This is a genomic window from Cellulomonas sp. H30R-01 (assembly GCF_010119915.1).
GTDB lineage: Bacteria > Actinomycetota > Actinomycetes > Actinomycetales > Cellulomonadaceae > Cellulomonas > Cellulomonas algicola.
Genome location: NZ_CP048210.1, coordinates 1,217,769 through 1,236,354, shown reverse-complemented (window position 1 = coordinate 1,236,354; position 18,586 = coordinate 1,217,769). Strand labels below are relative to the sequence as shown.

18 protein-coding genes are annotated in these 18,586 nt (G+C 73.4%); 7 read left to right on the top strand and 11 right to left on the bottom strand.

Annotation, left to right across the window (positions count from 1 at the left end; genetic code table 11):
* Positions 1-45: 45 nt before the first annotated feature.
* The 6 genes from GXP71_RS05430 to GXP71_RS05405 form a co-directional block, all read right to left on the bottom strand.
* Positions 46-939 carry an SDR family oxidoreductase gene (locus GXP71_RS05430; protein ID WP_162351827.1) on the bottom strand — a complete coding sequence of 298 codons (894 nt, stop codon included), beginning with the start codon at positions 937-939 and terminating at the stop codon, positions 46-48.
* 88 nt (positions 940-1,027) lie between these two features.
* Positions 1,028-3,046 (bottom strand): ABC transporter ATP-binding protein, encoded by a 2,019-nt coding sequence (locus GXP71_RS05425; RefSeq protein WP_162351826.1) that lies wholly within the window; start codon positions 3,044-3,046, stop codon positions 1,028-1,030.
* Positions 3,043-4,788 (bottom strand): ABC transporter ATP-binding protein, encoded by a 1,746-nt coding sequence (locus GXP71_RS05420; RefSeq protein WP_162351825.1) that lies wholly within the window; start codon positions 4,786-4,788, stop codon positions 3,043-3,045. Before GXP71_RS05420 ends, GXP71_RS05425 begins: the two co-directional genes overlap by 4 nt.
* A 215-nt stretch (positions 4,789-5,003) precedes the next feature.
* Entirely contained in the window at positions 5,004-6,164 is a 1,161-nt protein-coding gene (locus GXP71_RS05415; protein WP_162351824.1) for an SPFH domain-containing protein, read from the bottom strand.
* A 48-nt stretch (positions 6,165-6,212) separates the two neighbouring features.
* Entirely contained in the window at positions 6,213-6,683 is a 471-nt protein-coding gene (locus tag GXP71_RS05410; RefSeq protein ID WP_238402636.1) for an NfeD family protein, read from the bottom strand.
* A gap of 120 nt (positions 6,684-6,803) precedes the next feature.
* Positions 6,804-7,589 carry an ABC transporter ATP-binding protein gene (locus tag GXP71_RS05405; protein WP_162351823.1) on the bottom strand — a complete coding sequence of 262 codons (786 nt, stop codon included), beginning with the start codon at positions 7,587-7,589 and terminating at the stop codon, positions 6,804-6,806.
* Between the two features lie 112 nt (positions 7,590-7,701).
* Between GXP71_RS05405 and GXP71_RS05400 the strand changes: the two genes are divergently transcribed.
* Positions 7,702-8,472, top strand: a complete 771-nt coding sequence (locus GXP71_RS05400) for a hypothetical protein (RefSeq protein ID WP_162351822.1) — start codon at positions 7,702-7,704, stop codon at positions 8,470-8,472.
* 6 nt (positions 8,473-8,478) lie between these two features.
* Here GXP71_RS05400 and glgA read toward each other — a convergent pair whose 3' ends face one another.
* Positions 8,479-9,702 carry a glycogen synthase gene (gene glgA, locus GXP71_RS05395; RefSeq protein ID WP_162351821.1) on the bottom strand — a complete coding sequence of 408 codons (1,224 nt, stop codon included), beginning with the start codon at positions 9,700-9,702 and terminating at the stop codon, positions 8,479-8,481.
* A 111-nt stretch (positions 9,703-9,813) separates the two neighbouring features.
* Between glgA and glgC the strand changes: the two genes are divergently transcribed.
* From glgC to GXP71_RS05380, 3 genes are all read left to right on the top strand, one after another.
* Positions 9,814-11,055: a glucose-1-phosphate adenylyltransferase gene (gene glgC / locus GXP71_RS05390; RefSeq protein ID WP_162351820.1), complete on the top strand. Its 1,242-nt coding sequence runs from the start codon at positions 9,814-9,816 to the stop codon at positions 11,053-11,055.
* A 221-nt stretch (positions 11,056-11,276) separates the two neighbouring features.
* Entirely contained in the window at positions 11,277-11,897 is a 621-nt protein-coding gene (gene serB / locus GXP71_RS05385) for a phosphoserine phosphatase SerB (protein ID WP_238402724.1), read from the top strand.
* Positions 11,894-12,979: a DUF4037 domain-containing protein gene (locus GXP71_RS05380; protein ID WP_162351819.1), complete on the top strand. Its 1,086-nt coding sequence runs from the start codon at positions 11,894-11,896 to the stop codon at positions 12,977-12,979. The genes serB and GXP71_RS05380 overlap by 4 nt, the downstream gene beginning before the upstream one ends.
* 50 nt (positions 12,980-13,029) lie before the next feature.
* On the opposite strand, the gene GXP71_RS05375 is transcribed toward GXP71_RS05380, so the two are convergent.
* The 3 genes from GXP71_RS05375 to GXP71_RS05365 are packed head-to-tail and all read right to left on the bottom strand — an operon-like array spanning position 13,030 to position 15,134.
* Positions 13,030-13,548: a histidine phosphatase family protein gene (locus GXP71_RS05375; RefSeq protein WP_162351818.1), complete on the bottom strand. Its 519-nt coding sequence runs from the start codon at positions 13,546-13,548 to the stop codon at positions 13,030-13,032.
* A 15-nt stretch (positions 13,549-13,563) separates the two neighbouring features.
* A complete protein-coding gene (gene fabI / locus GXP71_RS05370) occupies positions 13,564-14,334 on the bottom strand; it encodes an enoyl-ACP reductase FabI (protein WP_162351817.1) in 771 nt (256 codons plus the stop codon).
* Between the two features lie 47 nt (positions 14,335-14,381).
* Positions 14,382-15,134, bottom strand: a complete 753-nt coding sequence (locus GXP71_RS05365) for a beta-ketoacyl-ACP reductase (protein WP_162351816.1) — start codon at positions 15,132-15,134, stop codon at positions 14,382-14,384.
* Positions 15,135-15,268: 134 nt separating this feature from the next.
* Between GXP71_RS05365 and GXP71_RS05360 the strand changes: the two genes are divergently transcribed.
* Genes GXP71_RS05360 through GXP71_RS05350 form a run of 3 tightly spaced genes read left to right on the top strand, consistent with a single transcriptional unit; the run spans position 15,269 to position 16,871 of the window.
* The gene (locus GXP71_RS05360) at positions 15,269-15,619 is read left to right on the top strand and encodes a DUF3099 domain-containing protein (RefSeq protein WP_238402635.1); all 351 of its coding nucleotides are present in this window, start codon (positions 15,269-15,271) and stop codon (positions 15,617-15,619) included.
* Entirely contained in the window at positions 15,616-15,858 is a 243-nt protein-coding gene (locus GXP71_RS05355) for a hypothetical protein (RefSeq protein ID WP_162351815.1), read from the top strand. The genes GXP71_RS05360 and GXP71_RS05355 overlap by 4 nt, the downstream gene beginning before the upstream one ends.
* Positions 15,855-16,871 (top strand): SURF1 family protein, encoded by a 1,017-nt coding sequence (locus GXP71_RS05350; RefSeq protein ID WP_162351814.1) that lies wholly within the window; start codon positions 15,855-15,857, stop codon positions 16,869-16,871. The genes GXP71_RS05355 and GXP71_RS05350 overlap by 4 nt, the downstream gene beginning before the upstream one ends.
* Here GXP71_RS05350 and abc-f read toward each other — a convergent pair.
* Complete coding sequence (abc-f, locus tag GXP71_RS05345; RefSeq protein WP_162351813.1) at positions 16,855-18,453, bottom strand: ribosomal protection-like ABC-F family protein; 1,599 nt, start codon at positions 18,451-18,453, stop codon at positions 16,855-16,857. The genes GXP71_RS05350 and abc-f overlap by 17 nt on opposite strands.
* Positions 18,454-18,586 lie beyond the last annotated feature (133 nt).

Genomic DNA, 18,586 nt, shown 5'->3' with positions numbered 1-18,586 from the left:
GGTCCCGACGTGCCGTGCCCGGTCGCTCGCTGCGGCCGACCCGCGTCAGAGCGGCTTGCCCCCCGTCACCGCGATGTAGTCGCCGCTCACGTAGCTCGCCTCCTGCGACGCCAGGAACACGTAGGCCGGCGCGAGCTCCGCGGGCTGCCCGGCGCGGCCGAGCGGCGTGTCGGAGCCGAACGAGTCGACCTTCTCGGGGTCCATCGTCGCGGGGATGAGCGGCGTCCAGATCGGGCCCGGGCAGACCGCGTTGACGCGGATGCCCTTCTCGCCGAGCTGCTGCGCGAGCCCGCGCGTGAAGTTGAGGATGCCGGCCTTCGACGTCGCGTAGTCGAGCAGTGGCGGGCTCGGCTGCTGCGCCTGGATCGAGCTCGTGTTGATGATCGACGACCCGGGCTGCATGTGCGGCACGGCGGCCTTGGTGATCCAGAACAGCGCGTACAGGTTGGTCTTGAAGACCCGGTCGAGCTGCTCGGTGGTGATGCCGAGCAGGCCGTCCTCCTGCGCCATCTGGTAGGCGGCGTTGTTGACGAGGACGTCGATCCCGCCGAGCTCGCGCACGGTCGTCTCGACGAGATCGACGCACGTCTGCTCGTCCCGGATGTCGCCGGGGGCGTGCACGGCGCGACGGCCGGCCTCCTCGACGAGCCGCGCGGTCTCCTTGGCGTCCGCCTCCTCCTCCGGGAGGTAGGACAGCACGACGTCGGCGCCCTCACGGGCGAACGCGAGCGCGACGGCCCGGCCGATGCCGGAGTCCGCACCGGTGATGAGCGCACGCTTGCCCGCGAGCCGGTCGGCGCCCGTGTACGACTTCTCGCCGTGGTCGGGCTGGTGGTCCATCTGGCGGGTGAGCCCGGGGTGCGGGATCTGCTCGGGCGACTGCGCGTCCTCACCGGGCTGCTGCGAACGGGGGTCCTGGGGGGTGGTCTGGTCCGTCATCGGTCCATCGTCGGCACGCGCTTCCTCGGAGCGCCACCGGAACGCGCGTCCAGGTGCGGCGCCCCGAGGCCGAGGCGCCGCACCCGCGTCACTCGTCGGCGGTCACCGCGGCGGCGAACTGGCTCGCGTACAGGCGCGCGTACGCGCCGTCGGAGGCGAGCAGCTCGTCGTGCGAGCCCTGCTCCACGATCGACCCGTGCTCCATCACGAGGATGGTGTCGGCGTCGCGGATCGTGGACAGGCGGTGCGCGATCACGAACGACGTCCGCCCGGCGCGCAGCGCGTTCATGGCCTGCTGGACGAGCACCTCGGTGCGCGTGTCCACGGACGACGTGGCCTCGTCGAGGATGAGGATCGCCGGGTCGGCGAGGAACGCGCGCGCGATGGTGAGCAGCTGCTTCTCCCCCGCGGACACGTTGGCGCCCTCGTCGTCGACCTTCGTGTCGTAGCCGTCGGGCAGCGTCCGCACGAACCGGTCGACGTGCGTGGCCTGCGCCGCGGCGACGATCTCCTCGTGCGTCGCCGAGTCGACGCCGTACGCGATGTTCTCCGCGAGCGTGCCGCCGAACAGCCAGGTGTCCTGCAGCACCATGCCCATCTGCGAGCGCAGCTCGTCGCGCGTGAGGTCACGGGTGTCGACGCCGTCGAGCGTGATGCGGCCCGAGTCGGCGTCGTAGAACCGCATGAGCAGGTTCACGAGCGTCGTCTTGCCCGCACCCGTGGGACCGACGATCGCGACGGTCGCACCGGGCTCGGCGACGATCGAGAGGTCGTCGATGAGGGGCGTGTCGGGGTCGTAGCGGAACGCGACGTGCTCGAACGTGACGCGCCCGCGCACGGGCCGGTCGAGCGTCGTGGCCGGCTCGGGGTCCGGCGTCTGCTCGGGCGCGTCGAGCAGCTGGAAGACACGCTCGGCCGACGCGACGCCGGACTGCAGCAGATTCGCCATGGACGCGATCTGCGTGATCGGCTGCGTGAACTGGCGGCTGTACTGGATGAACGCCTGCACGTCGCCGATGCTCATGGCCCCCGACGCGACCCGCAGCCCGCCGACGACCGCGACGACGAGGTAGTTGAGGTTCGCGAGGAAGCCCAGGGCCGGCTGGATGATCCCCGAGATGTACTGCGCCTTGAACGACGCCTGGTACAGCGCCTCGTTGCGCTCGTCGAACGTCTGCGCGGCCTCGTGCTGGCGGCCGAACACGGTGACGAGCGCGTGCCCGGTGAACATCTCCTCGATGTGGGCGTTGAGCTTGCCCGTCCACGCCCACTGGTCGATGAACTGCGGGCGGGAGCGCTTCGCGATGGCGCCCGCCACCATGACCGACGCCGGGACGGTGACGAGCGCGACGACCGCGAGCAGCGGCGAGATCCAGAACATCATGACGAGCACGCCGACGACCGTGAGCACGGACGTGATGAGCTGCGACAGCGTCTGCTGCAAGGACTGCGCGACGTTGTCGATGTCGTTGGTGACGCGGCTGAGCAGCTCGCCGCGCGGCTGGCCGTCGACATACGACAGCGGCAGCCGGGACAGCTTCTTCTCGACGCGCTCGCGCAGCCGGTAGACGGTCCGCTGCACGACGCCCGCGGTGATGCGGCCCTGCAGCCAGCCGAACAGGAACGACCCGACGTAGATGACCACGACGACGAGCAGCAGGTTGCGCAGCTGCGTGAAGTCGACGCCCTGCCCGGGCACGACGTCGGTGCCCTGAAGCATGTCGGCAAACTGCGTCTGCCCCTCGGCGCGCAGGCCGTCGATCGCCTGCTGCTTGGTGAGGCCTGCGGGCAGCTGGCCGCCGATCCAGCCGTCGAAGATGAGGTTGGTCGCGTTGCCCAGCAGCTTGGGTCCGATGACGGCGAGCACGACGGACGCGACACCGAGCACGATCACCGCGACGAGCGGCACGCGCTCGGGGCGCAGCTCGGTGAGGAACCGCCGGCCGGAGCCGCGGAAGTCCATCGACTTCTCGCCGGGCATGCCCATGCCGCCCATCGGGCCCGGACCGCCGCGCGGCGGCCGGCGGGGCACGGCGACGGCCTGCCCGGGACGGGCCGTGGGCACCGCCGGGTCGGCGGTGGGGGCGGGACGCTCCTGCTCGCTCACGCCGCCTCCTCCGCGCTCACCTGCGAGTAGACGATCTCGCGGTAGGTCTCCGACGTCTCCAGCAGCTCGTGGTGGGTGCCGACGCCGACGACGGCGCCCTCCTCGAGCACGACGATGCGGTCGGCGTGCCGGATGGTCGCGACCCGCTGCGCGACGACGAGGACGGTCGCGTCGCGCGTCTCGGGGACCAGCGCGGCGCGCAGGGCCGCGTCGGTCGCGTAGTCGAGGGCCGAGAACGAGTCGTCGAACAGGTACACGTGCGGACGTCGGACGAGGGCGCGCGCGATGGCGAGCCGTTGTCGCTGACCACCCGACACGTTCGTGCCGCCCTGACTGATCGGGGCGTCGAGCCCTTCGGCGAGCTCCTCGACGAACCCGCGCGCCTGCGCGACCTCGAGCGCGTGCCACAGCTCGTCGTCCGTCGCGCCGGGCCGGCCGAACTCGAGGTTGCTGCGCACGGTGCCCGAGAACAGGTACGGCTTCTGCGGGACGAGCCCGATCTGCGTCCACAGCACGTCCGGGTCCAGGTCGCGCACGTCGACGCCGTCGAGCAGGACGGCACCGCCGGTCGCGTCGAACAGGCGCGGCACGAGGTTGAGCAGCGTCGTCTTGCCGGAGCCGGTCGAGCCGATGATCGCGGTCGTCCGGCCGGGCTCCGCGACCAGGTCGACACCGTGCAGGACCGCTTGCTCCGCGCCCGGGTACCGGAACTCCACGCCGCGCAGCTCGACCAGCCCGGGTCGCGACGTCGGCCCGACCGGGAGCCCGACGGGCTTCGCCGGCGGCTCGACGCTCGTCGTCGTCGACAGCACCTCGCCGATCCGCTCCGCGGACACCACGGCCCGCGGGAACATCACGAACATCATCGTCGACATCATGACCGCGACCAGGATGTAGGCGATGTAGGACAGGAACGCGGTGAGCGCCCCGATCTGCATCTCCCCCGCGTCGACACGCTGCCCGCCGAACCACAGGACCCCGACGCTCGTGACGTTGAGCACGAGCATGACGGCCGGGAACATGAGCGCCATGAGCCGCCCGACGCGCAGCGACGTGTCGAACAGGTCGGTGTTCGCGGCGGCGAACCGTCGCGACTCGCGCTCCTCGCGCACGAACGCCCGCACGACGCGGATGCCCGTGATCTGCTCGCGCAGCACCCGGTTGATCGCGTCGATGCGCTTCTGCATGGACCGGAAGTGCGGCACCATCCGCACGACGATCGCCGCGATCACGGCCGCGAGCACCGGCACCGCGAACAGCAGGATCCCGGACAGGCCGACGTCCTCCTGCAGCGCCATGACGACACCGCCGACCAGCATGATCGGCGCCACGATCATGAGCGTGAACGTGAACAGCACGACCATCTGGACCTGCTGCACGTCGTTCGTGGTCCGCGTGATAAGCGTGGGGGCGCCGAAGTGGCCGATCTCCTGCGCGGAGAACGTCTGCACGTGGCCGAACAGCCGGCCGCGCACGTCGCGACCGAAGGCCATCGCGGCCTTCGCGCCGAAGTAGACGGCGGCGACGGCGCACACGACCTGGACGAGGCTGACGGCGAGCATGACGCCGCCGAGCCGGAGGATCTGCGTCGTGTCGCCCGTGGCGACGCCGTCGTCGATGATGCGGGCGTTGAGGCTGGGCAGGTAGAGCGTGGCGAGCGTCTGGACCAGCTGCAGGACGACGACCGCGACGACGGCGGAGCGGTACGGCCTCAGGTGGTGGCGCAGGAGCGTGACGAGCACGGGACCTTCTCCCTGGTCGGGCGGAGGTCGGGCTCTCGTGCACCGTCGTCCGCTCTGGCGACGCTAGAGCTCCCGGCTTGCCCCGGACAACGGCAAAGGGCCCGTGTCGTGCCCGCGTTCGCCGCAGGCGAAGAGCCCCGCGGCGGGTGCCACGGGGCTCTTCGGGAGATCCGGTCGGTCGCGTGCTGGTCGTGCGACCAGGTGGTGCCCGGTCGTCAGGCCGTCGGCTCCTCCGGAGCGGTCGGCGTGGCCGGCTTCTGCAGCGGCGGCGGCACCGCGCCTCCGCCCGGCCGCTGGCCGAGCTCGACCGTCGGGTCGAACGGACGACCGCTGAGCGTGCCCGCGCTCGTCGCGTCCGCGGTCGCCGCAGCCGACTCGCGCCGCGCCTCGGCGAGGGCCTCGGCCGGGTCCGTCAGCGCGACCGGCGGCAGGTCCTCGCCGAGCGGCGACTCGCCCGCGGGCCGCGCCGGGCCGCCGGTGTCGACGGCGCCGCTGAACCCCCGCGCCAGCTGGCCCAGGGCGCCCGTGAGCTCGGACGGCAGGAACCACATCTTGCTCGACGGGCTCTGCGCGATCTTCGGCAGGATCTGCAGGTACTGGTAGGCGAGCAGCTTGGGATCGGCGTCGCCGCGGTGGACCGCGTCGAACACCTGGAGGATCGCGCGCGCCTCGCCCTCGGCGGTGAGGATCGCGGCCTGCGCGGCACCCTCGGCGCGGAGGATCGCAGCCTGCTTCTCGCCCTCGGCCGTGAGGATCTGCGACTGCTTGACGCCCTCGGCGGTGAGGATCGCGGCACGACGGTCACGCTCGGCGCGCATCTGCTGCTCCATCGAGCCCTGCACCGAGGCGGGCGGGTCGATGGCCTTGAGCTCGACGCGGTTGACGCGGATGCCCCAGCGGCCCGTCGCCTCGTCGAGGACGCCGCGCAGCTGGCCGTTGATCTGGTCGCGGCTCGTGAGCGTCTGCTCGAGGTCCATCGACCCGATGACGTTGCGGAGCGTCGTGACGGTGAGCTGCTCGATGCCGGTGATGTAGTTCGCGATCTCGTAGACGGCCGACTTCGGGTCCGTGACCTGGAAGTAGATGACCGTGTCGATGCTCACCACGAGGTTGTCCGAGGTGATCACCGGCTGCGGCGGGAACGACACGACCTGCTCACGCAGGTCCACGCCCGCGCGGACCCGGTCGACGAACGGGATCAGCAGGTGCAGGCCCGCGTCGAGCGTGCGCGAGTAGCGGCCGAGGCGCTCGACGATGATCGCGACGGTCTGCGGCACGATCCGCACCGAGCGGACCAGCGCGACGACGAGGAACAGCAGGACGAGCCCCGCGACCAGGTAGAAGGCGATCGTGCCCACGTTCGACGTGTCGTCCAAGAGGTCCTCCTCGGGTGGTGCCCGGGGTCTCCGGGCGGCGGGGGGTGGTCAGTGCGCGGGAGCGGCGCCGGGGACGGGCGGCTGGCCCGTCCCGGCCGGGGCGACGACGGCCGTCGCACCGTCGATGCGGGCGACGCGGACGGGCGTGCCGGGGGCGATCGCGGTGCCGGCGTCGGCCCGCGCGCTCCACACCTCGCCCGCGAGCTTCACGCGGCCGCCCTCGACCGTGACGGTCGACATGACGACGGCCTCGCGGCCCACGAGCGCCGCGGCGTTGGTCTCGACGAGCGGCATCCGGCCGCGCAGGTGGCGCAGCAACCAGGGGCGCAGCGCGAGCAGGAGGAGCGCCGCGGTCGCGCACGCGACGACGATCTGGACGGGCACGGGTGCCCCGAGGCCGGCGGAGAGGGCCCCGCCGAGGGCACCGCCCGCGAGCATGATGAACACGAGGTCGAGGGTGAGCATCTCGAGGATGCCGAGCGCGAGCGCCCCGCTGAGCCACCACAGCCAGTCCGGCACGGCCGAACCTCCCGGTCCCGGCGCGGTCGTCGAATGACCGCGCTGTACACCGATCCTAGACGATCGCTTTGCCCGCGCGTGGGGCGGACGCCTGCCCGGTCACCCGGACGAGCGGCGACGTCAGCGCGCCGCGCGCGCCGCCCACCGGCCCCCGACGTGGTCGACCTCGAGATCGAGGCCGAACGCGCCGGACAGGTTGCCGGCCGTCAGCACCTCGTCGAGCGGGCCGGCGGCGTGCACGCGCCCGTCGCGCAGCAGGAGGAGGTGCGTGAAGCCCGGCGGGATCTCCTCGACGTGGTGCGTGACCAGCACGAGGACCGGTGAGCGGGGGTCCGCGGCCAGCTCCGAGAGTGCCGCGACGAGCTCCTCGCGGCCGCCCAGGTCCAGCCCTGCCGCGGGCTCGTCGAGCAGCAGCAGCTCCGGGTCCGTCATGAGCGACCGCGCGATCTGCACGCGCTTGCGCTCGCCCTCGCTCAGCGTGCCGAAGAACCGGTCCGCGAGCCGCTCGACGCCGAACGCGCGCAGCAGGTCCGCGGCACGCTGCTCGTCGAGCTCCTCGTACGACTCGCGCCAGCGGCCCGTGACGCCGTACGCGGCGGTCAGCACGACGTCGCGCACGGTCTCGCCCGACGGGATGCGGTCCGCGAGCGCCGCGCTCGACAGGCCCACGCGCGGGCGCAGCTCGAACACGTCGACCCGTCCGAGCCGCGACCCGAGCACGTCGGCGGTGCCCTGCGACGGGTGCATGCGGCCCGACGCGACCTGGAGCATCGTCGTCTTGCCGGCACCGTTGCGGCCGAGCACGACCCAGCGCTCGCCCTCCCGGACCGTCCACGACACCGCGTCGAGGATCGTCGTCGTCCCCCGGCGGATCGTCACGGCCTGCAGGTCGAGCACGTCGGTCATGGTGACGACCCTAACCAACGGGACGAACGTCCTCGGCACGCACCGGCGGGTCGCCCGGCGTGGCCTCGGTCACGTGCGCGGGACGGACCCGGACCGGCCCTACCGTGGAGGCGTGACGACGCTCGACCTGCCCCGCTCCGTGGTCCTCGCGCTGTGGCTCGCGCAGGACGGGGTGGACCGCGCCGCGATGGCCCGCGCGGTGCAGGTCGACGACGAGCCGCACACGGTCCGCGCGACCGTCGACGGGTCCGAGCACCTCGACGGCCCGCTGTCGCTGCTGCTCGACGTGTGCGGTCCCGGGCAGCGCGACGTCGCGGCCCTCGTGCCCGCGCCGGGCGACGCGTCAGGCGCTCCTCCGGCGGTGAGCGCCGCCGCGACGACGGCGGGCGAGGCGCTCCTCGTCCGCAGCGAGCTCGCGTGCGTCGCGGCCGTGCCGGGCGTCGAGCGGTTCGGGTCGGACCTCGAGCCCGGCCACCTCGTCACGTGGGACGTGCACGGCGTCGCCGACTGGCGCACCGCCGTGCTCGGCACGGCGGGCTCGCTGTCCGACGCCGAGCGCGCGCTGCGGCAGGGCCTCATCGACGCGACCGAGGCGCTCGTGCGGCTCGACGTGGCGCGGTGGCGGCCCGACGCGGCCGAGCAGATCGCCGAGCTGCGCGACCTCGACCTGCCGGCGTGGCGGCTGCCCGACGGCCTCGACGGGCGGCGCGTGCGGGTGCTCGCCTCGGCGGCGCGGCTGCGGGGCATCGTCGCGCTCGCGACGCAGGACGACGGTGGTGCGGTCAACCTGTGGCAGGCCGACCAGCGCTCGACGGCGCTGCGCGAGGTCGACCGCGTCGCCCGCCGCGCGATGGCGGCCGCGGCGACGTCGATCGGGCCCTGACCCGCCTCAGCCGAGGACGTCGCGGTAGACGGTGAGCGTGCGCTCGCCGATCGCCTCCCACGAGAAGTGGTCCTCGACGCGCGTGCGTGCGGCCCGGCCCCAGGCGGCGGCGCGGTCGGGGTCCTGGACGAGCGCGGTCAGCGCGTCCGCGAGGTCGCCGACGAACCGGTCGGGGTCGACGGGCGTGCCGGTGCCGTCCTGCACCTGGTCGATCGGGACCAGCGTGCCCGTGACGCCGTCGACGATGACTTCGGGGATCCCGCCCGTGGCGGTGCCGACGACCGGCAGGCCCACGGCCATGGCCTCGAGGTTGACGATGCCGAGCGGCTCGTAGACCGACGGGCAGACGAACACCGTGCCGTGCGCGAGGATCGCGACCACGTCGGCGCGCGGCAGCATCCGGTCGATCCACACGACGCCCGAGCGCTTCTCGCGCAGCTGCGCGACGAGGCCCTCGACCTCGGCGGCGATCTGCGGCGTGTCGGGCGCGCCCGCGCACAGCACGAGCTGCACGTCGGCAGGCAGCCGCTCGGCGGCGCGCAGGAAGTACGGCAGGCCCTTCTGGCGCGTGATGCGGCCGACGAACACCACGGCCGGGCGCGTCGGGTCGATGCCGAGCGCCCGCACGGTGGCCTCCGCACGCTCGGCGTCCTCGCCGGCGGGGCGACGCCAGCCGTCGAGGTCGATGCCGTTGTGCACGACGTGCACGCGCGACGGGTCGACGGCCGGGTACGACCGCAGGATGTCCTCGCGCATGCCGCCGGACACGGCGATCACCGCGGCCGCCGCCTCGTACGCCGTGCGCTCGGCCCACGAGGAGATCGCGTACCCGCCGCCGAGCTGCTCGGCCTTCCACGGGCGCAGCGGCTCGAGGCTGTGCGCGGTGAGGACGTGCGGGACGCCGTGCAGCAGCGACGCGAGGTGCCCCGCGAGGTTCGCGTACCAGGTGTGCGAGTGCACGAGCGAGCTCGCGACGCCGTCGTCGCCGACCCGGCCGACCGCGTCGACCATCTCGAGGTCGACGCCGAGCGTCTGCAGCGCCGCGTTGGCCGACGCCAGGCCGGCGGGGACGGTGTACCCCTCGACGCCCGGCTCGTCGCGCGGTCCGTCGAAGGCGTGCACGCGCACGTCGACCTTGTCGCGCAGCACGCGGGTGAGCCCCGCGACGTGGACCCCGGCACCGCCGTAGACGTGCGGCGGGTACTCGCGGGTCAGCAGGTCGACACGCACCGGGACCTCCAGCGTCGGGTCCGGTCGGCGACCGGCTCTCTCCGCGACACGCTAGCGCGAGACGGCCCGCTCGCCTCGCCGGAGGACGCCCCGTGGGCCTAGGGTCGTCGCATGGCAGCGCCGCGTGTTCTCGCAATCGTCCTCGCAGGTGGAGAGGGCAAACGACTCATGCCGCTCACGGCGCACCGCGCGAAGCCCGCCGTCCCGTTCGGGGGCATCTACCGGCTCGTGGACTTCGCGCTGTCGAACGTCATCAACTCGCGCTACCTGCACGTCATCGTCCTCACGCAGTACAAGTCGCACAGCCTCGACCGGCACGTGTCGAAGACGTGGCGCATGTCGCCGCTGCTGGGCAACTACGTCGCCGCGGTGCCCGCGCAGCAGCGCGTCGGCAAGCACTGGTACCTGGGGTCCGCGGACGCGATCTACCAGTGCCTCAACATCATCGAGGACGAGCGCCCCGACATCGTCGTCGTGGTCGGCGCCGACCACGTGTACCGGATGGACTTCTCGCAGATGGTCGACGCGCACCGGGAGTCCGGTGCCGAGCTGACCGTCGCGGCGATCCGGCAGCCGATCTCGGAGGCCGACCAGTTCGGCGTGATCGAGACCCACCCGAACGACCCGACGAAGATCGCGGCGTTCCGCGAGAAGCCGAGCGACCCGGTCGGCCTGGCGGACTCGCCGCTCGAGATCCTCGCGTCGATGGGCAACTACGTCGCCGACACCGACGCACTCGTCCGCGCGGTCACCGAGGACGCCGAGAACCCGACGTCGCGGCACGACATGGGCGGCGACATCGTCCCGGCCTTCGTCGAGCGCGGCACGGCTGCGGTCTACGACTTCATCCGCAACGACGTGCCCGGTTCGACGCCGCGCGACCGCGACTACTGGCGGGACGTCGGGACGATCGACGCGTTCTACGAGGCGAACACCGACCTCATCTCGATCGAGCCGGTGTTCAACCTCTACAACGACGAGTGGCCGCTCTACACCGGGTACACGGGCCTGCCGCCGGCCAAGTTCGTGCACGCGGGTGCCGGACGCCTCGGCCACGCGGCCGACTCGATCGTCTCCCCCGGCGTGCTCGTCTCCGGCGCGACCGTGTCCGGGTCCGTCATCTCGCCCGGCGTGCGGCTGCACTCGTGGGCGCAGGTCACGGACTCGGTGCTCATGGACGACGTGCACGTGCACCGCTACGCGCAGGTGCACCGCGCGATCATCGACAAGAACGTCATCGTCCCCGAGCGCGCGCGGATCGGGCTCGACCGCGAGCACGACCTCGCGCGCGGCTTCACGATCACCGAGTCGGGCATCACGGTCGTGCCGAAGGGCGCCGTCGTCTCCGACTGACGACGTCCGGACACCAGGCGGGCACGCACGGCAGCGCCGCGGACCCTCGCACTAGCCTGCGAGGCGTGAGCACCCCCGCGCCCCGCACCGCCGTGCCCGCCGACGTCACCGAGCCCGCCGACGTCACCGTGCCCGCCGACGTCACCGAGCCCGCAACGGCCGCCGTGATCGAGCCCGGCGCGACCGCCGACGCCGTCGAGGACACGCGTCGGCTCGTCGTCATGGACGTCGACTCGACGTTCATCACGGGCGAGGTCGTCGAGATGCTCGCGGCGCACGCCGGCACGGAGGAGCTGGTCACCGAGATCACCGAGCGCGCGATGCGCGGCGAGATCGACTTCGCCGAGTCGCTGCACGAGCGCGTCGCGACCCTCGCCGGGCTGCCGGCGTCGGTGTGCGAGGACGTGCTCGCCCAGGTCGAGCTGTCGCCCGGTGCGGTGGAGCTCGTCGCGGAGCTCGACGCGCGCGGCTGGCCCGTCGGGCTCGTGTCGGGCGGGTTCCTCGAGATCGTCGAGCCCCTCGCGGCCCGGGTGGGTATCCGCCTGGTGCACGCGAACCGGCTCGAGGTCGCGGACGGGCGCCTCACGGGCCGCGTCGCCGGGCCCGTGGTCGACCGTGCGGTGAAGGCCCAGACGCTGCGCGAGTACGCGGTGCGGGTCGGCGTCCCGATGGAGCGCACGATCGCGATCGGCGACGGCGCCAACGACCTCGACATGCTGGCCGCAGCGGGCTTCGGCATCGCGTTCAACGCCAAGCCGCTCGTCGCCGCGTCGGCCGACGCCGTCGTCACCGACCGTCTCGACGCGGTCCTCGACCTCCCGCCGTTCACCGTCGGCGCGTGACCCCCGCGTTCGTCCCGGGCCGGGAGCTCGCGCGCCTGCTGTACGCGCACGTCGCGCTTGTGCTCGCGGGGCGCGGGCTGGCGCACACGGCGGCGCTCGTCGGCCCGGGGTCGGACGTGCTGGGCTTCGACGACGTGACGTCGACGGACCACGACTGGGGTCCGCGCCTCCAGGTGCTGCTCTCCCCCGACGACCACGCGGCGCACGCCGCCGCGCTGCACGAGGAGCTACGGCTGCGCCTGCCGGCGGAGGTCGGGGGCTGGACGACGCGCGCGGCGCCCCCGGCCGACGACGGCACGCGTGGTCCGGGGGTGGGCGGCCCGGGCAGCCCGGTCGAGCACCGGGTCGAGGTCCTCACGCTCGACGCCCTGCTGGAGCGCGTGCTCGGCGACGTCCGCCCGCCCCTGACGGTCGCCGACTGGCTCGTCGTCCCGCAGCAGCGCCTGCTGTCGCTCACCGCCGGCGTCGTGCTCCACGACGACCTGGGCCTGGAGCGGGTGCGCCTGGACCTCGCGTCATACCCGCACGACGTCTGGCTCTACCAGCAGGCGTCGGCGTGGTGGGCGATCGCCGAGGACTCCCACCTGGCCCCCCGCGCCGGCACGGCGGGCGACGACCTCGGCTCACGACTGGTGACGGCGCGCGTCTGCCGGACCGCGATGCTGCTCGCGTTCCTCCAGGCGCGGACGTACGCGCCCTACGACAAGTGGCTCGGCACGGCGTTCCGACGGCTGCCGTCGTCGCGCGACCTGCTCGGCCCCCTCGACGCCGCGCTGGCGGCCGCGGACTGGGAGCCGCGCCAGCGCGCGCTGGGCCAGGTGCTCGTCGGGCTGCTGCGCGAGCACAACGCGCTCGCGCTGACGGCGCCGGTCCCCGAGGAGACGGTGCCGTTCCACGCCCGGCCGTTCGAGGTGGTCGACGCGGAGGGTGTCGCGGACGCCCTGCTCGCCGCGGTGGTCGATCCCGCGGTGCGGTCGCTGGGACGGCGACGCCCGGTCGGCGGGATCGACCTGGTCACGCAGAGCACGGCGCTCGCGACGGACAGCACGCGCAGCGCGGTGCTCCGCGGCCTGTACACCTGACGACGGTCCGCCGGACGCCAGCGCGCCGGCGGTCGGCGGCAGCCGGACGGTCAGCCTGGCAGGCCGAGGCGCTCGAGCGTCGCGCCCGCCGGGCCCAGGCCCGACCACGGCCCGGTGAACCCGAGCACCGACCAGCTCGCGGTCGGCACGCCGACCTGCACGCGCGACAGCGCCGCGACGTCGGAGTCGGGACCCGCGAGCGCGGCGGCGGCACGGCTCATCGTCGGCTCGTGCCCGACGACGAGCACGGTCGCCACGTCGTCGGCCACGCCGCGCAGGACGTCGAGCAGGGTCGAGACACCCGCGTCGTACACCTCGTCGCGCAGCTCGAGCGCCGGGTCGGCGCCGAGCGTGCCGCGCACCAGCTCCCACGTCTGCCGGGTGCGCAGGCTCGTCGAGCACAGCACGAGGTCCGGGACGAGCCCCGCCTCGGCGAGCTGGGCACCGACCTGGCCGGACTGCTTGCGACCCACGAGCGACAGCGGCCGCTGGTGGTCGGGAAGACCTTCGGGGTGCTCGGCCTTGGCGTGCCGGAGCAGGAGCAGTCGGTGGGTGGAGTCGGACGTCACCGGCTCAGCGTCCCATCACAGGCCCATCGCGTGCACGCCGCCGTCGACGTGCACGATCTCCCCGGTCGTCGCCGGGAACCAGTCGGACAGGAGCGCGGCGACGGCGCGGGCCGTGGGCTCCGGGTCGGAGACGTCCCAGCCGAGCGGCGCACGGTCGGGCCAGCCGCCCTCCATCGCCTCGAAGCCCGGGATCGACTTCGCGGCCGTGGTGCGGATCGGGCCGGCCGACACGAGGTTGACGCGCACGCCGTGCGGGCCGAGGTCGCGCGCGAGGTAGCGGGCGGTCGACTCGAACGCGGCCTTGGCGACGCCCATCCAGTCGTAGACCGGCCACGCGTAGCGCGCGTCGAACGTGAGGCCGACGACGGCCGAGCCACGGGCCAGCAGGGGCTGCGCGGCGACCGCGAGCGACTTCAGCGAGTAGGCGCTGACGTGCAGCGCGGTCGCGACGTCGTCCCACTCTCCCGCGAGGAAGTTGCCGCCCATGACGGACTGCGGCGCGAAGCCGATGGAGTGCACGACGCCGTCGAGGCTGTCGAGCCCGGCCTCGCGCACGCGGTCCGCGAGCGCGTCGAGGTCCTCCTGCGACGTCGCGTCGAGCTGCAGGACCTGCGCCTCGACGGGCAGGCGCCGGGCGATGGCTTGGGTCAGCCGGAACTGCCGGCCGAAGGAGGTGAGCACGACCTGCGCGCCCTGCTCCTGCGCGAGGCGCGCGACGTGGAACGCGATCGAGCCGTCGGTGAGGACGCCGGTGATGAGGAGCTTCTTGCCGTCGAGCAGACCCATGGGAGTTCCGTCCTGTTGCGGTGCGTGGGGGAAGGTCGAGGGAGGGGTCAGTGACCCATGCCGAGGCCGCCGTCGACGGGGATCACGGCTCCGGAGATGTAGCCGGCGGCGTCGGAGGCGACGAACTCGACGGCCGCGGCGACCTCCTCGGGCTGCGCGAAGCGCCCGGCGGGGATCGACGCGAGGTAGGCCTTCTGGCGGTCCTCGGGCAGCGCGCGCGTCATGTCGGTGTCGATGAAGCCGGGCGCGACGACGTTCGCGGTGATGCCGCGGCCGCCGAGCTCGCGCGTGATGGACCGCGCCATGCCGACGAGCGCCGACTTCGACGCGGAGTAGTTCACCTGGCCGGGTCCGCCGTAGAGGCCCACGACGGAGGAGATGAGCACGATGCGGCCGCGACGCAGCCGGATCATGCCCTTGGACGCGCGCCGCACGACGCGGAACGCGCCGGTGAGGTTGACGTCGAGGACGTCCGTGAACTCCTCGTCGGTCATGCGCAGCAGCAGCTGGTCGCGCGTGACGCCCGCGTTCGCGACGACGACCTCGACCGGGCCGTGCGCGGCCTCGATCTCGGTGAACGCCGCGTCGACCGCGGCGGTGTCGCGCACGTCGGCCACGGCACCCAGCACGCCGTCGGGCAGGTCGCCCGAGCGGTAGATCGTCGCGACCTTGTCGCCGGCCGCCACGAAGCGCTCCGCGATGGACCGGCCGATGCCGCGGTTCGCGCCGGTCACGAGGACGCTGCGCGGGCGGTGCTCGGGTCGCGTGGGCGGCGTGGCGTTGTCGGAAGTCTCAGGCACGGAACCCGACGCTATCCGACGTCCCCGGCACGACGTCGGTCGCGCCCGGCACAGGAACGTCACGCCATGTTGTGGGAACCGGACAACGGCCGCCCCCGACGGTAGGTGTCCCCTGACCGGACTACGATCAGGTGGTGAGCAGCCGCAGGACCCCCAGAGCGCACGACGCGCCGGGCGACGACGTCCAGCGCATCACGTCCGCGCCCGAGTCCCTGGCCGACGACATGGCCCGCCGGCAGCGTCGCTACCTCGCCCAGATGGGCGTCCGCATGGTGTGCTTCGCGGCGGCCTTCTTCACGTGGGGGCACCTGCCGGTCGTGGTCCCGATCATCCTGCTGATCGCGGCCGTGGTGCTCCCCTACGTCGCGGTGCTGTTCGCCAACGCGGGTCGCGAACGGCGCGACACGGACGACGCGTCGTTCATGCAGTACCGCGAGATCGGGCCCGGCTCGGGCCCGCACCACGAGGTCGGGGGCGGCACGTGAGCCTGCTGGGCGGCGTGCCCGACGCCGTCGACGAGCTCGTCTGCTCCGCGCGTGGCTGCCGCGCGGACGCCGCGTGGGGCCTGCTCTGGAACAACCCGAAGCTGCACACGCCCGAGCGGCGCAAGGTGTGGCTCGCGTGCGACGACCACCGCGAGCACCTGTCGCAGTACCTCGACGTGCGCGGCTTCCTGCGTGACGTCGTCCCCGCCGGCGACCTGGACCGGGTGGCGCCGTCGTGAGTGCGGCCGCTCGCCGGGCCGTCGGGATCGTCTGCGTCGGGATCGTCCTCGCGACCGCGTGCGTCTTCCTGGGGCGGTGGCAGTGGAACCGGCACGTGTGGCGGGACGCGGCGATCGCGGTCGTGACGACCAACTACGCCGCCGACCCCGTGCCGCTGGACGACGTGCTGGAGTCGACCGACGACCCGCTGGGCAAGGCCGACGAGTGGCGCACCGTCGAGGTCGTCGGGCGGTACGACACCGACGCGACCGTCCTGCTGCGCAACCGCCCGGTCGACGGTCACCCCGCCTACCACGTGCTCGTCCCCTTCGTCGTGTCCGACGCCTCCGCGGGCACCGCGGACGACCCGACGGGCGCCGGTGGTGTCCTCGTCGTCGACCGCGGCTGGGTGCCGACCGGCGAGGACGCGAGCGCCGCCGTCGACGTGCCCGCTCCCCCGGCCGGCACCGTGACGCTGACCGCGCGTCTCCGGCTCGACGAGCGCGAGACGACCCGGACGGCGCCTCCGGGGCAGGTGCAGGCGGTCGCGTCGTCCCAGGTCCTCGCCGCGGGCGGGCTCGACGCGGTTCCCTACGCCGCCTACGCGCAGCGCCTGTCCGAGGACCCGGCACCCGCCGAGGTGCCCGGCACGCTGCCGCCGCCGAGCACCGACCCGGGGTCGCACCTGTCGTACGCCTTCCAGTGGTGGGCGTTCGCGCTGCTGATCCTCGGCGGGTCGGTGGTCGTCGCCCGCCGCGAGGCGGCGCTCCTGACCGAGGCGGCGAGCGACGACGAGGTCACGGACGACGAGGCGCGCGCGGCTCCCCCGGGCGACGGCGCGTCCGACGACGGCGAGCGACGGCCTGTCCGCACCGGTGGCGGTGCTGCACCGGCCGGCCGCACCCCTGTCCGAGCGGCACCCCGCCGCCGCGGGGGCCGTGCCGAGGACGAGGAGGACGCGCTCATCGACGCGCAGCTGTCCGCGCGCGCCGCGACCGACGGCCGGGAGGGGCCGGTCAGGCCAGCGCGATGAGGTCCAGGTAGTCGGGACCCCACAGGTCCTCGGCGCCGTCGGGGAGCAGCAGCACGCGCTCGGGGTCGAGCGCCGCGACGGCGCCCTCGTCGTGAGAGACCAGCACGACCGCGCCCTTGTAGGTGCGCAGCGCGGCGAGGATCTCCTCGCGCGAGGCCGGGTCCAGGTTGTTCGTCGGCTCGTCGAGCAGCAGCACGTTCGCGGACGAGACGACGAGCGTCGCGAGCGCGAGACGCGTCTTCTCCCCGCCCGACAGGACGCGCGCCGGCTTGTCGGCGTCGTCGCCCGAGAACAGGAAGGACCCGAGCACCGAGCGGACCTGCGTGTCGGTGAGGTCGGGTGCCGCGGTGCGCAGGTTCTCGACGACCGTGCGGTCGAGGTCGAGGGTCTCGTGCTCCTGCGCGTAGTACCCGAGCTTGAGCCCGTGCCCGGGCTTCACCTCACCCGTGTCGGACGCCTCGACGCCGCCGAGGATGCGCAGCAGCGTCGTCTTGCCCGCACCGTTGAGGCCGAGCACGACGACCTTCGAACCGCGGTCGATCGCGAGGTCCACGTCGGTGAACACCTCGAGCGAGCCGTACGACTTCGACAGGCCTTCGGCCGTGATGGGCGTGCGACCGCAGGGCGCCGGGTCGGGGAACCGCAGACGCGCGACCTTGTCCTGGGCGCGCACCTCCTCGAGTCCGGACAGCATCCGCTCGGCGCGGCGCGCCATGTTCTGCGCGGCGACGGCCTTCGTGGCCTTCGCGCGCATCTTGTCCGCCTGCGCGAGCAGCACCGACGCCTTCTTCTCGGCGTTCGCACGCTCGCGACGGCGGCGCTTCTCGTCCGTCTCGCGCTGCTGGAGGTACGCGTCCCAGCCGAGGTTGTACTGGTCGAGCTGCGACCGGTTCGCGTCCAGGTGGAAGACCTTGTTGACGGTCGCGCGCAGCAGCTCGACGTCGTGCGAGATGACGACGAAGCCGCCCGAGTACTGCTTGAGGTAGTCGCGCAGCCACGTGATCGAGTCGGCGTCGAGGTGGTTCGTCGGCTCGTCGAGCAGCAGCGTGTCGACGCCGGAGAACAGGATCCGCGCGAGCTCGACGCGTCGCCGCTGACCGCCGGACAGCGTGCCCATCGGCTGCGCGAGCACGCGCTCGTCGAGCCCGAGGTTCGACGTGATGCGGTGCGCCTCGCTCTCGGCGGCGTACCCGCCCGCAGCCGTGAAGCGGGCCTCGAGGCGCGCGTACCGGGCCATCGCCGTCTCACGCACGTCGTCGTCCGCGGCGGCCATCGCGCCCTCGGTCACGCGCATCGCGCTGACGATCTCGTCGAGACCGCGCGCCGACAGCACGCGGTCCATCGCGAGCTGCGCGAGGTCGCCGTGGCTGGGGTCCTGCGGGAGGTACCCGATGTCGCCCGAGCGGGAGATCGTGCCGCCCGTCGGCTGGGTCTCCCCCGACAGCGTGCGGGTGAGGGTCGTCTTGCCGGCGCCGTTGCGGCCGACGAGACCGATGCGGTCGCCCGAGGCGATGCGGAAGGTCGTCGGCTCGAGCAGCACACGGGCGCCGACGCGCAGCTCGACGGCCTGAGCGGTGATCACGTGGTGGTTTCCTCCGAGAAATGCGTCCCGGCGTTGGCCACGGACGCGAAGGACCCCGATTCTACCTAGCCGCTAGCGTGACGATCCGCGCTGATTTCCGACGCCACGACGCCACGAGGCCCCTGGGGGACCC

Coding starts and splice junctions, on each gene's coding strand:
- fabI (WP_162351817.1), bottom strand. CDS start 14,334: ATGGGTCTGCTCGACGGCAAGAAGCTCCTCATCACCGGCGTCCTCACC.
- GXP71_RS05430 (WP_162351827.1), bottom strand. CDS start 939: ATGACGGACCAGACCACCCCCCAGGACCCCCGTTCGCAGCAGCCCGGT.
- glgC (WP_162351820.1), top strand. CDS start 9,814: ATGGCAGCGCCGCGTGTTCTCGCAATCGTCCTCGCAGGTGGAGAGGGC.
- serB (WP_238402724.1), top strand. CDS start 11,277: ATGGACGTCGACTCGACGTTCATCACGGGCGAGGTCGTCGAGATGCTC.
- GXP71_RS05405 (WP_162351823.1), bottom strand. CDS start 7,589: ATGACCGACGTGCTCGACCTGCAGGCCGTGACGATCCGCCGGGGGACG.